This is a genomic window from Bradyrhizobium sp. F1.13.3 (assembly GCF_040548265.1).
In the GTDB taxonomy this organism is placed as follows: domain Bacteria; phylum Pseudomonadota; class Alphaproteobacteria; order Rhizobiales; family Xanthobacteraceae; genus Bradyrhizobium.
In genome coordinates, this window is record NZ_JBEPRI010000015.1 from 72610 (window position 1) to 91562 (window position 18953).

An 18953-nucleotide genomic window follows, 5' to 3' on the forward strand; every position below is an offset into this window, starting at 1 on the left:
CTTGTGCCCGAAGCGAACCTGCCGGCCATCTCCTTAGCTCACTCAGCCCCTGCCAGCCGGCGAGCAAGATCCTCACTGAAAGGCCTCTTCCAGAACGAAGTCTCAACCTGATAGTATGCCTTTCTACCCTTGGGGGCAGATATGGCGCGGTCGGCGAAAAGGCACGGCAAGAGCGGCATTGCGAAAACCCGCAAGGCGAGCCCATCGACGGGCCGTAAGGGTAGCAAGACCAAGAACCGCATTGCATCAGCAGCCATCCGCGCTAAGCGTCGTTCGGTCTCCGATACAAGCGAAGATCTGAAGGAAGCACGCGAGCAGCAGGCAGCAACGGCCGAGATATTGAAGGTAATCGCCAGTTCGCCCAATGACGTGCAGCCGGTGTTCGAAGCAATAGTCACCAGCGCGGCGAAGCTGTTCGAGCCTTGCTCCGCGACGATTACAATTCTGCAGGACAATAAGCTGTACTGGGGCGCGTCGGCAGCTTCAATCTCCGGCTTCGATGTGGATCGTGTTCGAACGATTTATCCGATTCCATTTGATGTAAACCTGTCACCATCCGCGCGAGCGGTTCTAGAGCGGCGGATCATTGAGATTCCGGACACTGATCGGTCCGACACGCCCGCCATGACGCGAAGGGCCGCCGCGACCGGTGGCTTTCGATCCATCACCTTCGTGCCACTTATCGATCGGACGAAGGGTATCGGCACCATCATTTTTACTCACCCGGAAGCCGGATTCAGATACTCGGAACGGCAGCTGGATTTCATTCAGACATTCGCCGATCAAGCCGTAATCGCGATCCAGAACGCGCGGCTGTTCAACGAAGTTCAGCTGCGCACGCGCGACCTGTCGGAAGCGCTGGGGCAACAGACAGCGATGTCGGACGTCTTGCGCGTCATCAGCGGCTCATCCGGCGATCTTCGGTCGGTATTCAGGGTCATGCTCGACAAGGCCTTAAAAATTTGCGAGGCGTCGTACGGCAACATGATGCTCGCCGCCAACGGCGGACTCGAGCTGGCGGAACTGTATAACTCGCCGCCAGCATTTGCTGACCTATTCAAGAAAGGGCCGCTTACTCCCCCACCTGCAACAGCGCTCGGCCGAGTTCTTGCCACCAAGAAAGCCGTCCATGTTCCCGACCTCTTGGCAGAGGGCCCTGCTGTTCAGCAAACCGCGCTTCGCATTGTCACTCTCACGAACATGCGGGCTCGGACCTTGCTTGCCGTACCGATGCTCAAAGAAAGCGATCTAGTTGGCGTCATCGTCATCTATCGCCAAGACATGCGTCCCTTCAGCGAAAAGCAGATCGAGCTTGTCACGAACTTCGCAGATCAGGCAGTGATCGCCATTGAGAGTGCTCGTCTGCTTAACGAATTGCGCATGCGGACGGGACAGCTATCGCGGTCCCTTGAAGACCTGCGCGCTGCACAGGATCGCTTAGTGCAGACCGAGAAGCTGGCTTCTCTCGGTCAGCTCACCGCGGGCATTGCGCACGAGATCAAGAACCCGCTAAACTTCGTCAACAACTTTTCGGCGCTCTGCGTAGAATTGACTGACGAGCTAAAAGAGGTTTTGACGCAGGAGAGGCTGACTGAGAAGGGCCGTGAGGAAACGAACGAGTTGACCGGGTTGCTTAAAGATAATCTCGTCAAGGTGGTCCAACATGGCAACCGTGCCGACTCGATCGTCAAGAACATGTTGCTACATTCTCGTGAGGGCTCCGGCGAGCGCCGGTCCGCCGAGATCAACAGGCTAGTCGAGGAGAGCCTTAGCCTTGCCTACCACGGCGCCCGAGCGGAAAAGGCTGGCTTCAGCATAACGATTAAGCGTGACCTTGATCCTGAGGCGGGTGCTTTGGATGTTTACCCGCAGGAGATGACCAGGGCGCTGCTAAATCTGATCTCCAACGGCTTCTATGCAGCGACAAAACGCAAGGCAGAGACCGGCGACGTAGCGTTTGAGCCAGTCCTTAGCGCCGTCACCAGACATCTCGGCAAGGCCGTCGAGATCCGCATTCGTGACAACGGAACGGGTGTCCCGCCCGACGTAAAGGAAAAAATGTTCGATCCCTTTTTCACAACGAAACCGGCGGGAGATGGGACAGGCCTTGGGCTCTCGATGACACATGACATCATAGTCAAGCAGCATGGCGGCCGGATCGATGTCGACACCGAGCCCGGCATCTTTACGGAGTTCATTATTACCTTGCCGCGGCACGACGGGACTACGGCTGGCCCGCAGCTCGAATGACTGCTTTTGTCAAGGGGTCCGGATGTCGGCCCCCGTCGGTGCGGCGGCGCGCGGGGGCCGGCCTCCGAAAGCCTTAACGCTTGCTCTATCGGCCGCATAGCCGCTTGGTGCCACGTCATCGACCTTGAAGCTCACCACGTCGCAACCACGGGCTTGCCGTTGATGGCGATCTTAAACAACGCCAGATCACGGATTCGACCTCAACCGGGAGCTTCGTCCGGATGGACCAAACGTGCTTCGGGCGAAGTGGCGGCTTTCCGCCAACAATCTTGCTCCTATTCCATGGGCGAGCTTGGTGCAGTTCTCGCTAGTGCTTGGGACTTCGGTCATGATGACCTCCTCAGTTGATGAGGCCGATCATTCTCAGGCCGGCAATCTTCTGAATTTACGTTAGCTTCCGACGTAGGTGCAATTCAGCCGACCGGAAGGGCACTAATGACCCTGGCTGTGAAAGCGACGAGTCGGCTACGATTCCTCTGTTTCCTGATGGAGGGATACGGATGTACGCTTCGTTGAAGGCGCGGACAGATCCCAGCTGACGCTCTTGCCGGACTGCCTGGAGGATTGGGTAAGCGAGGACAACGCGGTCCATGTGGTCGATGCGTTCGTCGAAGCGCTCGACCTGCATAAACTGGGGTTTGAGCGTGTGATCGCCAAGGAGACGCGTGGGCGCCGCCTACGGCGTGCCTCATCGGATTCTCGCTGCCGTCTCCTCGACGCCTTCCGCCAGGAGTTCGATGAAGCCCAGCAGCGGCAGCGGCGAGAATGCGATGCCGCCGACCGCCGGCAGACGAAAGGATTCGTCCAGATGGACGAAATCCCATTCGCCTCCCGGCGCCTGAGGAAGACGCAGAGGCTCCGATGCGAAGATCTTCCGGTGCCGCGGCTTGCCTCGTTCCCAGCGGTCGATCGTGCCGGAGAGGACGCTGCCCCGGCCGTCGCTCCAGTGAAGGCCGACGCCTAGGACGGGCGGGACCGCGACTTCGTCCGCCGTGGCCCATGTTTCCCGGAAGAGCGTGGCCAGTTCGTTCTCGAAGGTGGCGCCTGGCGATCCGTTCTTCGCGCTTCTCGGGTGGTCGCAGTCGATCTGAAGCGTCATCGACGCGAACCGCGGGGTCACGCGTGCGATCGCATCGGGGCGGACCCGGCACCCGATACCGAGCAGCATCCAGACCCCGTCCATGGCGAGGGCGTCGGCCTGGTCCGCGAGCGTGCATGGGAGGACGCCGGCGACGACGAGCGCATCGATCGCGTCCCTGACCATCTTCGGGTCTAGATTGAGCCGCCCGGCGGCCTCCCGCCGAAAGCGCTGCACGGCGTACAGCTTCTTCCTTGCCGCGCTCGCTCTGATCGCTTTATCCGACATTCCGCTTCTCCCGCGGCCCGCGGCCGCCACCGGTTGACACTTCTCGTCCCTTTCTCTACGGAATTAAATTCTCTGGAGTCAAACGATGCGGTGGAATGGTTAATTCTCGTCAGCTCGCCGAGGGGGTCGCCGTGGCTTTGGGCAAGCCGCTGACCTCCACGGCGCAGCACATCAAGAATCTCCGGGAGGCCAAGGGGGCGCTGGACGGAAAGCCGCTCGTCACCGCGGGCGGACGCGGGCGCAATGCGCCGACGATGTCGCGCCGGGACGCCGCGACCTTGATTTGCGCCGTTCTGGGCTCGGAGGCGGTGCAGGACACCGTCAGGACGATCGAATGGATGCGGAAGCTGGAGCCGTCGTTTCACGGCTATCGTTGGAATGCTCGTTACGGCCAGGGCAACCCGGGATTCGAGATCGGAATCTGCCCTGGAGATCACGCGATCGAGGCGCTAGAACGCGTCCTCGATTTCTTCGACCGCGAGAAGTCCTGCCGACTGAACCTCGAGCGTTCCGGCCGGCCCGACGCGGAGATCTACTTCCGGTTCTACGTGGAATTCCCGCAGCGCTTCGTATCCCTGACCTTCGGCGTGCGCCGCATGGTCTCGGCCGCCTGGACGTACGGGCGCCGGTCGGGCGGTCGCGACAAGCAGGCACGCTGGTGTGAGCAGGACGAACTGCGCGAGATCGCCACGATCTGCGCCCCATCCGAAAACTGAAAGGAGAAGAACGAATGAAGGGACCGGCCGAAACGTTGATGGAATTCCAAGGATTCGCCGGCTGGAATTGGGAAGACGACTTCCGCGCGGCCATTTCGGCCCACAGGCCGGATGCGGATGATGCGATGGAGGAGCGCATGACGTTTCATCGCCCCGTCGACCGCCGAAACGCCTCCACCATCGCGAGCGGTGGTTTTCGAGAAGCTCCTGCGGCGCAGACAATTTTGACGAGACGGTGCGCGATCCTACAAGCCCACAAAATGCCTTCCCGTGAATTCAATTGGTCGAGAGTCGAAGGTCTGACGTCGTTTGGTCGAGTTTCCTAGTCGCCCACCTCTGGACCACAAGGTGCCTTTCGTTCCTGAAAAGAGTACGAAAGAAGGGCTGAGCGGCAAAAAGCAACGATTCCGCGACAGTCGAGCCTGCAGCCCTCCGAGATCTGCAGATGGGCGTGGAAAGCGTGGAAGCTCTTGGCCGGGAAGCCGCCGTCGACGTAGACGCGGGGGATGATCTCCTCCCATTCGATTCGCGGGCGCGTCACCTTGGGGAGGACCGCAAGCGTGATCCTGTGTTTCCTCACCAGGTATCGCATGCAGTCCGGCCAGTGGGTGTTCGGCATCGAAGGTCAGGGCAACTGGGCCGACTTCCGTGGCGACAACGTGAGCACCCTCTTCCCGGGTACCGCTTTGGTGACGGGTGACCGTAACCGGACCAGCATCGATGCCTTCGGGCTCATCACCGGCCAGGTCGGTTACGCCTGGAACAACGTGCTGCTTTACGTGAAGGGCGGCGCCGCCGTCGTCGGTGACAAGTACGACGTCTACGCCGCAGCAGGCACGCCGCTCGCGGGCACACGTCTGGCTTCGGCTGCGAGCGAGACGCGCTGGGGCGGGACTGTGGGTGTCGGCCTGGAGTACGGCCTCGGTCCAAACTGGTCGCTGGGCTTCGAGTACGACCACAGCCGAAGCGACTATTGTGCCTGATCCTGGATGCGGGTAACGACCCATCGTGGTCTAAACCGCTCCGAGGTCACGCATATCAATCCATCCTCCGCAGATCGGGCACTTGATGAAATGCTCCGCCTCATCTGCCTGCGGCTTGTCAGTGCGCTCGCCTATGAACTTGCCTCTGAGTATTGCCATAAGCTTCGTCCCATCTGGCCGCGGGCCAGCGGAGACACGGCCCCGGCTTGGAGGGTCCTTGGATGGATAAGGCCGGGGCCGCTCCGCCAGCTCCGGGGGAAGCCAGCGACTCAGCAAACCGCGCAGTCAGGGCTCTGGTCCTATCGGAGCGTCGGCAGATCCTGGCCGGGCGTCAGCAGCCGCACATAGGTGCCGCTCTCATGCAGCTCTAGCCAGCCCTTCTCGACAGCGCACGTGATGCCGGCGCCGAACTCGGTGCCGCTTGCCTTGAGCGTGTAGAGGAAGGGATAGTTGATCTTCTCAATGTGGATGCGGCCATCCTGGACCGGCTCGATGCTGGCGGCGAGCTCGAGCAGCTTGCGGGCCGCGGCTTGTGGATCGGCAAAAGGGCGTTCGGTGACGTGCTTCATCGCTGGAATCAAAACCTCAAGCCTATGCTTGGCCTGAGTTGCCGGCGGCTGTCATGCCAGTTCGGGACGATATGCACAGATCCTGCGGCGCCGCATGCCGAGCAGATCAGGCGCAACCCGACTCGCGACCACGGCTGATCCTGCGGAAGTGTATCGAGCCGCATGTCGACCATTCGATCGCAGCGGCCGTTCAGGCAGAGGCTGATGACGCACCGCCGGCGGCTGACGCGCTGAAGAGCAAGGCTGGTTAGCGCCCGGCCAGCGACTCTGCTAACCCGATCCTGTGATCGGTGCCCGCCGATCGCCAACATCATCTGCCTCAAACTCCCGCCGGCTCACAAGGCCGGCGGGGTTTTTGTCCAGGCCGCCGGTTCGCGCTGGCGAAGCTTATGCTAAAGGCACGCAACGGTGGCCGCCCATTGCCAATAGCTTATGTTATTGCGCGAACCTCTTTACCCGGGAAAAGCTGGCACCGTTGGACTCAGAGGGGGATCAATGGAAGCTGCGAAGCAGTGCCGCGCCCACGCGGATGAATGTCTCAGCCTGTTGCAATCGGCGCAGAGCGAGACCGAAGTCAGACTTCTAAGATCGATATCGCAGAGCTGGGTTCGGGTCGCCAACCAGATTGATCGGTATCGATCTCTTGTCTCGAGCGACAGGGCCCGGACGAGCCGCTCGGACCTTGAACCTTATGCCAATCCGTGAGATTCGGGTCGGCTCGTCGCTCGCGCTGATGGGCCACGCACCTCCAGGAAATGCTGGCAATGGCTCCTCGGAAGCGAAGGAACTTTATCCAGTCCAGCGCGTCTAGCCGAAGCTCCGGCCCACTTGCATCCCTAAGGCACCCAGGCCGCGAGAAAACCTTTCATAGAGGTTGGCGACCTTGGTGCGCTCCCCGCGCTGAGGTCGCTTGCTCGATCAGAGCCGGTAGAGCCACGTGCTTTTGTTCTCGGCAAAGAACCAATCAATTGGTGCCTCAGCCAAAGAAAAAGCCCCAGCCGGAGCTAACGGAGCTGGGACGTGAGTCTGATTGGCACCGTCATCGAAGCGCCTTCGCCGCGCTCCTGCGCTGAATCGTATTCGTCAGCGAGGTGGCGCGTAGCTGGCCTAACGAGCTGCCGTTACCCATTGGTGGATGAAACTCTCTCGCTGATCAGGCCTATTCCAATCGACGACTTCCGAAGCATGCATACGAGCGATTGCCAAGGCTTCGTCAATCCTTGCAGCGGGCCCCTTTGCCCGATACGCAAAAACCCGTTGCTCTGCTTGTACTTCCCGCTGAGCGACGTCGAGCGTTACAACGCCCTCAAAGAGGGCCGGAGGCGGCGGTCCATCGTCGACCAAATCGAGGTCTACCAACTCGCAGACGCGCATCACACTATTGCGCAGCGCCAAGTCAGCTCGAATGCTGGGGCGGCTCGGTATGGGCCATTCCGGAACGATTTTATGCTCAGAGATGGCTCCGACATCGCCGATCGTCGCAAGCACCTTCTCCTTGCGAAAAACTTTTCGGACTTCCGTCGCTAGTCTGGACGGGCCTTTTGCTCTCAAAATTGTCGAGCGCGGCGCGGCCACGAACGTTGCCAACAGCATCTCGACCTGGGATTGATAGCTCTCTGGCCTTTCGTCATTGACGCTGAACGATCCGAGATCTCCAAGGGCGAATGCTCCGACGCTTGCGAGGGCACGGTGTCGCTCGCGGGACGATAGGGCAACATTACCCAGACGCTTCAGAATTGCGACTGCGCTATCGAGATCGTTGTCAGTGAGCTCGGGAAAGAGCGTGCGCGCGCGAGAGAGTACTTCTCCCAAGCGAACGTCAATCTCGCCATCCCGAAATATGACTACACCGAGATTGACACTCTCACCGCGCGCGACATCTGGGACGAGGCGGAGAACGGCAAAGTCAAATGTATGTGCCATCTTTCAAGCCCTTTAAAAGCAGATCAGCGCGCGCCTTACAGCCACCATCTCGCCACCAGACAATGATTCCGTCTCGGTCGGCTGGCGAAAGCCAATCGAGAGGTATCGAGGTTAAGATTGCCTCAATTTCGGCGACTGGTAGTTTCGCCAGACGGTCGACCGTTTCCGTAGCAGATGCGACGTCTGGTCCATATGGCGCTACAACAGTCTTAAACCACACCCGCGTGGCAGAGTTGAAAAGAATTAGGGGGTCGAAGCCTGGTATTGCGCATCCGGGATGCATAGGCGCGTGGCTAAAGTCGATTGCAAAAACCACCAGTGCGCTCGTTTCGTTGATAATGAGATAATTCCCGGGATGCCGGTCCCAATTGCCGCAGAACAGATCGAACGCGTAGATCCGCGAAAGATGCTTCCCGGCTTCGTGAACTTGTCCTCCCAACAGGTGGAGGAGGCAGGTCGCGTGATCCTTCCCTATGGATGACTGCTCCCGTCTAGACCCAAACAGCAGCCGGCCAGTTACATCTTCGATGACCTCAGGTGTGGGGGCTGGGAGCCCGACTGACCTTGCCACGGCGGACCACAGGTATTCGCACGCGCGCACGCTAGGGGCGGACGGGGGCGCATCATCCTTTATGATGTAACAGAGCCCGTCGTCAGCGCGGATCCACCACGGAGCGGTAATGCCGGTCCCCACGGGCGCCAGCCGCGCAGAAACTCGCTTAGGAAAAAGTTGATGTTGCGACACTTAGGAGCCGCAGCAAGCCAACGGCGTTTCCGAAAATCTTTGCACGAGTCCCCCCTACCGTGCCAGATAGAAGCTCAACTACCGGTCGACTGCAAGTGGCGGACACACGACGAAGTAGGCCGGGGGCCGCTCCGCCGACTCAGCGCTGAGCAGGCATCCTGAAACCCGCGCGGCTTTTGCGTCTCCGCTTTGGGCTAGATCGCGCCGATCTTCACGCAGATTGCGTGGGCGACCATGAATACCGGTAGGGCAATCAGGAACCATGCAAGGGCGTCCGAGTCGCGATCCGGCGCAAACTCGCGGTTCGCGTCTGTCTCGCGGGTATGAGGTACTACGACTGAAACGGCTTGGCTCGGTCGGGACCGCTTGGCTGCGCGGCGCAATAGCTGTTTGACAGTTGCTTCGCGCTTTTGCGCGATCTCCGCGCGTTCTTCTAGGTCAGACATCAGCCCCCACCGGTCACTGCTTCTCTGCGGGCGGCATGGCAGGGGGTGGTGGCGGTGCTGCCTGTGGGGTTTCCGCTGCAGGCTCCGCGGCAATGCAGTCACCGGCCCAGATCTTCGTGCCTCTGGCCGTACCGACCAACTTGCAACCCATCGGCGCGTGCGGCTTTGCCTGGGCTGCTGGCTGTTTGCTCACTTTCGGTGGGGTCTGAGCGAACGCGCTTGACGCAAACAAAAGCGCGAGAAGTCCAGCCGCTATCTTCATTTCATTTCCCCTTAGCCTTCAGTCCCAGCTCGACCAGGCGGCGGATGGCCTCGGAGCGGCCGGGGAGGTCTTCTTGCTTGGCTGCCCAAGCATCGACACTCTTCCGTAACTCCGAGGACAGGCGGATTGCCGTCACCGGGTCCTGCCCGGTGGCCGGCCGGCCAGGACGTTTCCGTACTACGTTTTTCGTTGACGGCTTCATAATAAGCGTACTACGCTAATCGAGCTTGGAAAACAAGCGGCCCGCCGTCGTGTTGGAAGCACGTCGACAGGCCTGACCTCAATCACAGTGTGAATAAGCGTACAAGAGTGACCCCATCACCGTGAGGCGGATCAACTGCTTAGCTCGCCGATCGGCCTCGGGACCCCACGCCGATTAACACCTGGACGTCGAGAAGCACTTCAGCCTGTCGAAAACGGATTCTCTTGAGGCCAATCACCCCAGAACAGCGCCGCCTGAGCTCGCTGGGATGCTCAAAATTATCCGGGCGCGTGGCCTGGGTTTGCGGGAAGGCGAGGTCCGAGTTCAAGGCCATGGTCCAAGGCGTTTGAAGGATCGACTCGATGCCGAACGCGAAGGCGACCTGCGCGGCGCTCAGAGGATCTGATTCGTGCGCTGCGCTCGCCAACGCGGTTTGCAGCAAACGGGATTGTTGGACCGCCGCCGACATGCCTTGACCGTAGATCGGATTGAACTGGCAGATGGCATCGCCGATGGGGATCAAGCCGCGCCGCAGCCGGGGAAGCCTTTCGAAATGCTTCCAAACGCTGGCGGGGGTCGTGTCCCGGGAAAAACAGCTTCATCGCCCGCCCCTAGCTTCAGCTCATAACAATCTAATTCGCCTGGAGTTAAAGTGAGTGAGCAGCCGGCTTGCTGCGGGTTTCTCTTGCCGGGTTCTGGGCGTCGACTTAGGGCAACTTGATTTGCTCAGCGGAGGCGGACGTGGCGACAGGCATTGTGAAGTGGTTCAACGCGACCAAAGGATTCGGTTTCATCCAGCCCGATGACGGCGGCCAGGATGTCGCATATCAGCGCGGTGGAGCGCGCGGCCTATCGGGGTTGGCTGAGGGGCAGAAGGTCTCTTATGAGGTGCAGGTCGATGGAAAACGCGGCAAGAGCAGCGCGGAAAATCTGCGCGTCTGACACGCCGCAATCGCCTGTGTCATCCGGGACTACTTTCCGAATGAAAATGGCCGCAGCACCTTTCGACGCTGCGGCCCACCGGGTTTAAAGAAATTCGTGAAATATTGACCAGCCCCGGTGAAACAAAGCTACGCCCCTGTGGCTTCACTGCAATCGAAAAGTCTGTTCCTCTGAACGGAACCAGATTCACTGTTGTAAGATAGACGACAGAGGATCTGACGTGGTCAGCGGCTCCACCTCTTTCTCATCGAGCGGAGCGGGGGCGCCGGAACGGCGCAGCCTGCCCCAGACGGTGGGGCTCAGGATCGCCCAGATCGAGACCGCGATCGACGCGGCCGGGCGGTCGCATCTTGGCCAAATTCCTCCCCATCTCCGCCCCGCTTAGGGCGCGTTCGCCGCTCAGCGTGGCAGCTCCCATGTGCCGCAAGGAGCCGCCGGTGGAGCATTCGTCGCGCAATCCGACTCGCATGCCGTTGATCGCCGTAGCTGTCGCGGCGGCGCTCGTACCGGAGGCTAGTTCGGCCGAAAACGTGCTCGATTTCCTCTTCGGCGGCCTCCGGACGCAACAGCAGCCGCCGGCCACGCCGGCACCGTTGCCGCCGCGGCCTGTCACTGCAGGCTCCGGTCCCGCCTTCTGCGTGCGCAGCTGCGACGGCAAATATTTCCCGCTGATGCGCGGCGCCGCCTCGCCGGCGCAATTGTGCCAGGCGTTCTGTCCGGCCAGCCCGACCAAGGTGTTCTTCGGCTCCGGCATCGACGGCGCCCGCACCGCCGCTGGCGAACGCTACGCCGAGAGCGAGAACGCCTACACCTACCGGACCGCGCTCCGCCCTGACTGCACCTGCAACGGCCGCGATGCCGTCGGCCTCGCACAGGTCGACCTGGCATTGGATCCGCTGCGTCCGGGCGACATCGTGGCGACCGCCGATGGGGCTATGGCTTATTCCGGCATCCGGCTCGGCGCCGAGCAGGCGCCGGATCTCACGCCGGCGGCGAGCTATCCGGGATTGACGACGGAAGCGCGGGCACGGCTCTTCGACATGAAGGTCGCGCCGGGGCGGTGATCAGGCTGTTCGTCTCACCGACAGAGCGCGGATAGAGGGCGATTGTGTAGTTTCAGGGGCGATGAGGTGTTGCGACAAACGCCCCAGACTCGGTGATGCGGAGCGGAAGTCTCGTCGGCCATCTAATGAAGGCCCGTCGCGCGGTCCGCGACGCCAAGCGGAGCGCAGACCTCAAGGCGGAGGCCGCCGCGACTGAAGTGCACAGACCATTCAAGCCCTCCCGTGATTTACGTTTGTCAGCATGAGCTGCTGCCGGTTTGATGGACACCCGGTTAAGCTAATCCGACCTTACGTTCGAACTCAACGGGGCTGAGGTATCCGATCGTCGAATGACGCCGGATGCCGATGTCGGCCCGCGAGCTTGGGCGAGTTAGCAAAACTCCAAGGCCGCGATCCGCGGTTACGCCGCCACGCCATCTTGTATCTCCTCGGCGAGTGCGCGGTTCTCCCCATCGCGGCTAGATTCGTGCTCCACATTTCGCGGAGAAAGGCGGGCTAAGCCACGGTCCCTCATCTCGGCGCTTTAACTCCTCTCAGAGCGAACCTTCCCCCGGTTCGTGTTTTAAGCTAGGTCAGGCTCAGTAGAGGGCGTCCGATGAGCGAACACACATTGCATCCGCTGCGGCGAGATCAGCTGTTGGAGGCGGCTCAGAAAGAGTTTGCCGAGTTCGAGCGCAAGGAGAACGAGTTCCGCAAGAAGGATCGTGCGGAGCGTGCTGCAGAACTGCATCTTCCCTTGCAGATTCACTAGCCGAGCCGTCCGTTTCATCTCGACGTCATATGACGTTTTTAGGCTGCATCCCGCGACGGCCGCCCCGTCGCGCAGCTCCCCGTCTGTTTCGGCATACACCAGACTTGGCGGGGAGCTTTTTCCCCCGATGGCCATGGGAGCAGCGGATGCGAGGCAAGCAAGCGGAGATGAGTTCTGGAACGTTCCTGGTCTGCGTACTGACACTGCTGGTCACTGTCGTTTGGTTGCAAAAAGAAGCTCCTCCGGCGCGCTAGGGGGGCACATGCGAGACGTTTTCCTTGCGGTTATAAGCTCGATGCTCTTGATTTCATTGGCGCTATGGGTCGCGACCTCGCTACGCATCATCTAGGAACTCGTTCTACAGGCGGCTTGGTCGCCGTGCTCACATTTGATCTCACTATTTGCCCTTAAGTATCGTTTGATGCATTGCGCGCGGATAGGCTCTGCTACCTGTTTCCGGAGCAGGGGGCGCGGCATGGACCTACTAAAGAAAGCAACGGGCAACTCGAACCCCCGGAGTGTCCGAATTGCCGCGTCACCATGAGATGGTTTCGCTCGGAGCTGGTGCGAGATACTCCAGAACCAATATTCGCCCACCTTTTCGTCTGCCCCAACTGCAAGCGCGCTCAGCGGAATGATACAAAATTCAATCTGGTTCGCGTGCCGCCTGACAAACCGGCGGCCCCCCGTTTTCGTGTCGTGACGGGAGGAAGGTGAGGCCGCCTCAGTGGGCGGCCGCAGGCAATTTGCGGACGAACTAGACGACCTGTTTCTGGCGCGCTCGGTGCCGGATCGATGTCGACTAGGAGATCAGTTCGCGCGCCGAGCGTGCGACAGCTTGATGGTCCGCGACACAAGTCGATCGTAGGTTTCGAGCGCAGCGTCGGTCGCCAATTTTACCATTTCTCGACAAGCAGCTTCGTTCAACTGAGTGAAGCTGTTACGGATAGCTCCGGCAAGCTCTTCCTCGGTTACAGCCGAGCGCTTGGACACAGTGCGCCCGGTGAGCTGCGCAAACAGATTAAGGCGATACACGTCGGCCGCGAGCCGCCAAGCCCACTCTTCGAGATGTAGATGTTCCACCGTCAGCGTCCCAGAGGTTCGCGGCGGAAGGGAAAGCTGAAGGCCGCGCCAATCAGCTAACCCATACAGGTCAGTGAAAAAACCAACCCACACTAGAAGGACGCATCGCTCACAAAGCCCGGTGGAAACCGGCTAAGAATGTCCAGGGAGATGCCGGCGACCCGGTGCAGCTGGGGCCTGGCGCTTTGGCCCGGTCGAGCCACACGGGGTTGCGCGCTTTGCCTCGGAATGGACGGCTTCATGCGCCGCCTTCCGTCAGCGGTCAGCTCCTCGCGGTGGACTGGCGTGAACTCCCGCCGAATAAGTTCTCTTATTCCGGTCGAACGATTGAGTGAGAGCAAGTCGTCACAAGCAGCAACGTTCGGCTGCATTGCCAATCTTTTCCCAAAGCCGGCTCAATCACTTTGAGAGGAGTGCCGATCGCCATAGTGGCACCAGCCCCCACTAGAACAACGGCTGTCAGTGCGAACATTCGAGAGGTCGTCCAGTTAGGATTCATGGCGCTTCCCTCCACCTGAAGCGCGCACACTATGCTTGGCGATATCTGCCGCTTGTGAACTACTTCACACAATGCGCATCACACCCGCGTGCAGGAGGTCCAGCAGCGTGAACAGGCGGTCCGCTTTCCCCTTAGACCATTCGTGTTTCTGTCATCTAAGTCGGACAGAATAGAGCGCCGGGATTTAAAGACCCGACCAGGGAAATATCAGTGCCGCCGGGGCGAGGATACTCCGCTCTAGCGGCGCTGTGGAATGCTGCCTCGGGACCGTTCCATCCCCGTGAAGCAAAAAACGGAATAAATTTTGTGCCCGTCAAAGGATGATGATGATGCTTGATGAGCAGTTGGCTCGCGTGCGAACGCATCGAAACAACATTCAACGCTATCGCCACTTATTGCAAACCAGCCTGACAGAGTTTGAGCGCCAATTCGTCGAAAAGCGCTTGAGCGAAGAGCATTCGAAGCTGGAGAGATTGACCAGCGCGTTTTCAAACGAAGCGCACCGCGACCGATCACCAGGCCCGGACAGCCGCTTGGCTTAGGTCGCTTCAAGCGGTTGAACTCTCGGCCCGCCAGCGCGAACCGGCAGGTGATATCTGGTGTTAACTCCGGCGGCCGGGGTTCAGGACCAGAGGCGCGAGGAGCATCGGACTGAAACGGCTTCGCTTCTCTGCACCAGATAAACTCGCCGGTTTCCTGTTCGATCTATCGTTACGTGCGGACCGCAAGGCCGACGGGCTGCGCGCGGGCGTCCTCGCCGTTGGCGCCGCAGACAGCGAGAAGGACGCGAGAGAGAACAGCCGTGCGATCCTGCAGCAATTCCACTCCAGCAACGATCCGGTCGTCGCCTATGACTTCTTCCGTGAAAGGCGCGACGCGGAAGCGATTATGAGACGACTCGACTGGCTCGGACACGGGACGGTACTCACGCCCGAAGACGAGAAAGCGATAGCAGCTCTGGAGCTGGGTCGAGCATGCCCGTGAACAGCGGGCCGCTTCCGGAGACGCTTCGCCCGAGACCCGCCAATGTTGGACGCCGCTCTGGCGCGCCTTTTCCGCGGCATCCCGACGGACCGGGATATGCGGCCGGTAACGCTGGCCACGACCGAGATTCTCATCGCGCACAGGCGTTGTGCGATATCTGCGAAAGCAGCGAGACAATTGATTCGATTTCCCGTCGATGCCATGACGGGAGCAGGGCAGCGGTACGATCGTGAACTGCTCGTCGCTCGGCGGCCTCGTCGGACTGCCCAACCGCGCGGCCTATCATGGCTCGAAGCATGGCGTGCTCGGTCTCACCAAATGCGCGGCGCTCGATTTCGCGACGAAGAACATCCGCGTCAACGCCGTCTGCCCGGGCACCATCGAAACGCCAATGTCTGCGGGCATCGATCACGGCATGCTGAAGGAGATCATGCGCGACCAGTCGATCGGCCGCTTCGGCCGTCCGGAAGACGTCGAGGCGGCCGTTCTCTGTGCAGCGACGCGGCCAGCTTCGTCGTCGGCGTCGCACTGCCGGTGGATGGCGGCTTCACCATGCACTGACGAAGACCTGACTTTACTCTGGGCTGCATGGGGGATCCGCCGCGCAAGTGTGATGGTCCAATTCTCTCATCTTATCCGGCCAGAAGAGCGGATCGCGTTTCGGATTCGGCGAGCAGAGTCCAGTTGCGGATGGCGAGGAGTTCGCCCATCGGCTAGATGGCGCCGATAAAGGCGGCCGCCGAAGTTGGTACTAGTAAGATTGACGACGGCAATTGCGTGGTTGTCAGGATTTGACCGTTGGCGATGCGGGTCAATAGAAAGCGGGGGATTTGGGTTGAGGAAGCACGTCTGTCGGGATCTAACCGCGCACACGAAATGGTAAGGCGGGTAGCGAACGTCGTCCGCCATTGCAGCGGGCGATCTGCCGCCTGAATAATGGCAGGCGCTGTTCTCCGATCCACGCGCGGGCAATGCCGGCCAGTCAGAGGCACGCTGCGGCCGACGACGAAATAAAGCTTGTGGCCGTTAGGCGAAGGTCGCTTGAACGCGCATCCTGTTCGTTATCCGGGGCGGACCGGCCATGGTCTGGCTGTTTGCCGCTGCGTTTGACCCGGAGCGGTAATCTGGCCGCAAGACCGCCTAGCCGTGCTGACCTGGTGGTGCTGTTCGCGTTCGTATAGCGGCAAGCCGTCCCAGCAAGTCGAAGGGAATAGGCGACCGTCTTGGTCAAGCCTGAGCGCCTGCAAGTAAGCTGTTATTAGGCGCTTGGGCCTGTCTCGGAGTGCGCCGGTCCCGGCACTTCTCAATGGCCCCCGCCGGCGGTCGCGCCCTTTGGCTTTCCGGTCAGGAGCAGGGCGACGCCAGCCAGCAGTAGCACGATGCCAACCACCGCGAAGGTGTCGCTGAAACCCATGACCAGCGCTTGCTGCTTCACTGACTTGCCCAGCGCGATAATGGCCTGATGGCGAGCGCCGGCGGGATCGGTCATACCGTGCGCCAGGAAGTAGTCAGTCATCGTCGCAATCCGCTCGCGCACTTGCTCGCGGCCGAGATCGACAGATTGGCCGATGATGTTGGAATGAAACTGCTCGCGCTTGGTGACAATGGTGGAGAGCATCGCGGTACCAATGGCGCCGCCGAGATTGCGCATCATGTTGGCGATGCCGGAAGCGGCAGCCGCATCCTGGGGTGCCACGCTGCCCAGCGAAATCGCACTCAGGGGGGTAAGCAACAGGGCTTGGCCGACCGCGCGCACGATGTTGGGGATGAAGAGCTGGTCGCCGGAATAGTCGAGCGACATCGCGGTGTTCATAAAGGAGCTGAGTGCAAAGATGCTGGTTCCGGCAAAGGCAATGAAGCGAATGTCAAAGCGCTCCATCAGCTTCGGTACCAGAGGTATCAGCAGCAACTGTGGCAGGCCGGTCCAAGCCAGCACAGCGCCGATCTGCTCCGCGTTGTAGTGCTGTACCTGGCCGAGATAGGCCGGCAGTAGATAGATCGAGCCGAACAAGGCAAAACCGATAAAGACGGCGGCGAGGGTGCCCAGTCCGAAGCTGCGGATCGTGAGCAGGCGGAGGCGAATGAGCGGCTTCTCGACCAGCAACTCGTTGGCGACGAACAGCGACAGGCTGATGCCGGCAACAATAGCCAGCTTCACGATGAAAGGCGAGCCGAACCAATCGTTCTTGTTTCCTTCCTCCAGGACGGCCTGCAGGGCAGAAAGTCCAAGCGCCATGCTGGCGATACCAAACCAGTCGCCCTCGCGCAGGAGAGCGAGCTGCATCTTCTGGCGGTCCAGCGTGAAGTACAGGGTGGAGACCATGACCGCGGTCGGCACGACATTGACGAAGAAGATGGTTTGCCAGCCGTAATTTTCCGTGAGGTACCCGCCGATGGTGGGGCCGATTGCCGGCGCAAAGGTTACCGCAATCGCGAACATCGCAAGCCCGATCGGCTGCTGGCGCTTCGGCAGCTTGGTGAACACCAGCGTGAACGCCATCGGGATCAATACGCCCCCAAAAAAGCCCTGGAAGGCGCGAAGGGCGATCATCGTCGGCAGGTCAGTGGCAAAGGCACAGGCTACCGAGAAGGCCGCGAACAGGCCGGCAAAGCTCAGCATGATCGCACGGAAGGAAAATACCCGGCTGAGATAGTCGGTCAGCGGGATCACCACGATCTCCCCGATCAGGTAAGAGGTCGAGATCCAGGAGCCATTGTCCACGCCGGTGCCGATGCCGCCTTCGATGTTGAGCAGCGAGGCGTTGGTGATCTGGATGTTGAGAATCGCCATGAAGGCGCCGATCATGGCGGCAAGAATGGTAATCCAGACGGTAGCTCTGGCACGGTCAGGCTGTACTGAGGCGACAGTGGTGGCGCCTCGCGCGGCTACGGAGCCGTTGAGAGTAAGAGTGGACATGGCATCACCTGTTCGAGGCGAGCGGAGACGTGACGGGGTTGGCGAACACGAGTTGCCGGCGACCGGTTGTCAAAGACTTGGTTTGGATGCTGGGGGTGACAGACATGCCGGGGCGCAGATCCGCGTCGGCGCTGTCGAGCACGATTTTCACCGGAATCCGCTGTACGACTTTGGTGAAATTGCCCGTTGCATTGTCCGGCGGCAGCAGCGCGAACTCCTGGCCGCTGGCGGGCGCAAGGCTGTCGACATGCCCGTGCACGGCTTTGCCCGGGAACATATCGACCTCAATATCGACCGCCTGTCCGGCCCGCACCTGGCCCAGCTGGGTTTCTTTAAAATTCCCGACCACGTAGGCGCCGTCCGACGGTACCAATGACATCAGCTGGGTGCCGGCCTGGACGAATTGCCCGACACGAAGCGTGCGGTTGCCGACCACACCGTCGATCGGAGCCGTGATCGTCGCATAGGATAGGTTGAGCTCAGCCTGACGCTCGGCGGCATCGGCTCGCCTAGCTCCTGCCACGGCTTGGGCCACCTCGGCCTTAAGAAGTTCGGTTTGCTTCTGCGCTGATGCAAGGTTTGCCTTGTCGCGCTCGATGGCGGCGAGCGAGGTGTTATCGCGCGCCTGTGCATTTTCTGCATTCTGCACGCTGCCATAGCCAGTAGCCGCGAGATCGGTGTAGCGCTTGTTTTCTTGCGCTGTGAACACCCGCGCCGCCATATCAACGTTAAGTGTGGCCTTGGCGGCGTCGATCACAGCCCCCTGCACATCGAGCTGCGCACGCTTGCTTTCGACCGCAGCCGCCGCCGCGCCAACGTCAGCTTTTGCCTGGTCGAGCGCGACCTTGAAGTCCCGGTCGTCGATCCGCGCCAGCACCTGACCCGCCTTCACGTTTTGGTTGTCTCCGACGAGAACATCGTTCAGATAGCCGGAAACCTTCGGAGCGATCGTGGTGTTGTCGGCCTTCACGTAGGCGTCATCGGTCGACACCAGGAAACGGCCCGCGGTCCAGTAATCCCAACCGTACCAGGATGCGGCGGCGAGCAGGGCGACGGCCGCACTGGCCAGCAAAGCCCGCCGAAAGCTGCCCTTTCGTCCGCGTTTGGTCGGCGAGTCGGTGACCTCGTTGCCGGGAGCTGTGACTGGGGTCAAAAGCTCATCGGTTTCGGACGTCAATTTTTGAAGCGGCTGGAGCGAGGTGACTTGAGCCGAAGCGATCTGGGCACCCATGTTGGCCTCCGATTTGGAAA

General features: G+C 60.7%; 17 protein-coding genes and 1 pseudogene. 9 read left to right on the forward strand and 9 right to left on the reverse strand.

From position 1 onward, the window contains the following. Positions 1–141: 141 nt before the first annotated feature. Complete coding sequence (locus ABIB66_RS32380) at positions 142–2250, forward strand: GAF domain-containing protein (protein WP_354257097.1); 2109 nt, start codon at positions 142–144, stop codon at positions 2248–2250. 688 nt (positions 2251–2938) lie between these two features. Here the strand turns inward: ABIB66_RS32380 and ABIB66_RS32385 are convergent. Next, on the reverse strand, positions 2939–3616 hold the full coding sequence (locus tag ABIB66_RS32385) for a hypothetical protein (RefSeq protein WP_354257100.1): 678 nt from the start codon (positions 3614–3616) through the stop codon (positions 2939–2941). 131 nt (positions 3617–3747) lie between these two features. Between ABIB66_RS32385 and ABIB66_RS32390 the strand changes: the two genes are divergently transcribed. The 3 genes and pseudogenes from ABIB66_RS32390 to ABIB66_RS32400 all read left to right on the forward strand — a co-directional run. Next, complete coding sequence (locus ABIB66_RS32390) at positions 3748–4332, forward strand: hypothetical protein (protein ID WP_354257103.1); 585 nt, start codon at positions 3748–3750, stop codon at positions 4330–4332. A gap of 14 nt (positions 4333–4346) precedes the next feature. Beyond that, a complete protein-coding gene (locus tag ABIB66_RS32395) occupies positions 4347–4658 on the forward strand; it encodes a hypothetical protein (protein WP_354257106.1) in 312 nt (103 codons plus the stop codon). 258 nt (positions 4659–4916) lie between these two features. Next, positions 4917–5291: pseudogene (locus tag ABIB66_RS32400) on the forward strand (outer membrane protein); the annotation flags it as partial. Positions 5292–5614: 323 nt separating this feature from the next. Here the strand turns inward: ABIB66_RS32400 and ABIB66_RS32405 are convergent. From ABIB66_RS32405 to ABIB66_RS32425, 5 genes are all read right to left on the reverse strand, one after another. Beyond that, entirely contained in the window at positions 5615–5884 is a 270-nt protein-coding gene (locus ABIB66_RS32405) for a hypothetical protein (protein ID WP_354257109.1), read from the reverse strand. A 1107-nt stretch (positions 5885–6991) separates the two neighbouring features. Next, positions 6992–7807: a DUF3037 domain-containing protein gene (locus tag ABIB66_RS32410; protein WP_354257112.1), complete on the reverse strand. Its 816-nt coding sequence runs from the start codon at positions 7805–7807 to the stop codon at positions 6992–6994. Next, positions 7791–8552 carry a HipA family kinase gene (locus ABIB66_RS32415; protein ID WP_354257115.1) on the reverse strand — a complete coding sequence of 254 codons (762 nt, stop codon included), beginning with the start codon at positions 8550–8552 and terminating at the stop codon, positions 7791–7793. The genes ABIB66_RS32410 and ABIB66_RS32415 overlap by 17 nt, the downstream gene beginning before the upstream one ends. A 194-nt stretch (positions 8553–8746) precedes the next feature. Beyond that, positions 8747–8998: a hypothetical protein gene (locus tag ABIB66_RS32420; RefSeq protein WP_354257118.1), complete on the reverse strand. Its 252-nt coding sequence runs from the start codon at positions 8996–8998 to the stop codon at positions 8747–8749. Positions 8999–9601: 603 nt separating this feature from the next. After that, entirely contained in the window at positions 9602–9985 is a 384-nt protein-coding gene (locus ABIB66_RS32425) for a hypothetical protein (protein ID WP_354257121.1), read from the reverse strand. A gap of 218 nt (positions 9986–10203) precedes the next feature. Here ABIB66_RS32425 and ABIB66_RS32430 point away from each other — a divergent pair, with 218 nt between their 5' ends. The 3 genes from ABIB66_RS32430 to ABIB66_RS32440 all read left to right on the forward strand — a co-directional run bounded on the left by ABIB66_RS32430 (position 10204) and on the right by ABIB66_RS32440 (position 12219). Beyond that, positions 10204–10404 carry a cold-shock protein gene (locus tag ABIB66_RS32430; RefSeq protein ID WP_354257124.1) on the forward strand — a complete coding sequence of 67 codons (201 nt, stop codon included), beginning with the start codon at positions 10204–10206 and terminating at the stop codon, positions 10402–10404. 416 nt (positions 10405–10820) lie between these two features. After that, positions 10821–11468, forward strand: a complete 648-nt coding sequence (locus tag ABIB66_RS32435; RefSeq protein WP_354257127.1) for a DUF2865 domain-containing protein — start codon at positions 10821–10823, stop codon at positions 11466–11468. Positions 11469–12063: 595 nt separating this feature from the next. Next, entirely contained in the window at positions 12064–12219 is a 156-nt protein-coding gene (locus ABIB66_RS32440) for a hypothetical protein (protein WP_354257130.1), read from the forward strand. An 810-nt stretch (positions 12220–13029) separates the two neighbouring features. Here ABIB66_RS32440 and ABIB66_RS32445 read toward each other — a convergent pair. Further along, positions 13030–13302: a hypothetical protein gene (locus ABIB66_RS32445; RefSeq protein WP_354257133.1), complete on the reverse strand. Its 273-nt coding sequence runs from the start codon at positions 13300–13302 to the stop codon at positions 13030–13032. An 828-nt stretch (positions 13303–14130) separates the two neighbouring features. On the opposite strand from ABIB66_RS32445, the gene ABIB66_RS32450 reads away from it, so the two are divergent. Together ABIB66_RS32450 and ABIB66_RS32455 are read left to right on the forward strand one after the other, a co-directional pair. Next, positions 14131–14343 (forward strand): hypothetical protein, encoded by a 213-nt coding sequence (locus ABIB66_RS32450; RefSeq protein ID WP_354257136.1) that lies wholly within the window; start codon positions 14131–14133, stop codon positions 14341–14343. A gap of 671 nt (positions 14344–15014) precedes the next feature. Next, positions 15015–15515, forward strand: coding sequence for an SDR family oxidoreductase (locus tag ABIB66_RS32455; protein ID WP_354257139.1), 501 nt, complete (start codon positions 15015–15017; stop codon positions 15513–15515). Between the two features lie 573 nt (positions 15516–16088). Here the strand turns inward: ABIB66_RS32455 and ABIB66_RS32460 are convergent. Continuing rightward, on the reverse strand, positions 16089–17702 hold the full coding sequence (locus tag ABIB66_RS32460) for a DHA2 family efflux MFS transporter permease subunit (protein ID WP_354257142.1): 1614 nt from the start codon (positions 17700–17702) through the stop codon (positions 16089–16091). Between the two features lie 4 nt (positions 17703–17706). Further along, positions 17707–18933, reverse strand: a complete 1227-nt coding sequence (locus tag ABIB66_RS32465) for an HlyD family secretion protein (protein WP_354257146.1) — start codon at positions 18931–18933, stop codon at positions 17707–17709. Between the last annotated feature and the right edge of the window lie 20 nt (positions 18934–18953).

What these genes read in the sequence shown, in the direction of transcription:
- ABIB66_RS32380 (WP_354257097.1), top strand. Translation starts at nt 142, where the DNA reads ATGGCGCGGTCGGCGAAAAGGCACGGCAAGAGCGGCATTGCGAAAACC.
- ABIB66_RS32385 (WP_354257100.1), bottom strand. Translation starts at nt 3,616, where the DNA reads ATGTCGGATAAAGCGATCAGAGCGAGCGCGGCAAGGAAGAAGCTGTAC.
- ABIB66_RS32395 (WP_354257106.1), top strand. Translation starts at nt 4,347, where the DNA reads ATGAAGGGACCGGCCGAAACGTTGATGGAATTCCAAGGATTCGCCGGC.
- ABIB66_RS32405 (WP_354257109.1), bottom strand. Translation starts at nt 5,884, where the DNA reads ATGAAGCACGTCACCGAACGCCCTTTTGCCGATCCACAAGCCGCGGCC.
- ABIB66_RS32410 (WP_354257112.1), bottom strand. Translation starts at nt 7,807, where the DNA reads ATGGCACATACATTTGACTTTGCCGTTCTCCGCCTCGTCCCAGATGTC.
- ABIB66_RS32420 (WP_354257118.1), bottom strand. Translation starts at nt 8,998, where the DNA reads ATGTCTGACCTAGAAGAACGCGCGGAGATCGCGCAAAAGCGCGAAGCA.
- ABIB66_RS32435 (WP_354257127.1), top strand. Translation starts at nt 10,821, where the DNA reads ATGTGCCGCAAGGAGCCGCCGGTGGAGCATTCGTCGCGCAATCCGACT.
- ABIB66_RS32440 (WP_354257130.1), top strand. Translation starts at nt 12,064, where the DNA reads ATGAGCGAACACACATTGCATCCGCTGCGGCGAGATCAGCTGTTGGAG.
- ABIB66_RS32450 (WP_354257136.1), top strand. Translation starts at nt 14,131, where the DNA reads ATGCTTGATGAGCAGTTGGCTCGCGTGCGAACGCATCGAAACAACATT.
- ABIB66_RS32460 (WP_354257142.1), bottom strand. Translation starts at nt 17,702, where the DNA reads ATGTCCACTCTTACTCTCAACGGCTCCGTAGCCGCGCGAGGCGCCACC.
- ABIB66_RS32465 (WP_354257146.1), bottom strand. Translation starts at nt 18,933, where the DNA reads ATGGGTGCCCAGATCGCTTCGGCTCAAGTCACCTCGCTCCAGCCGCTT.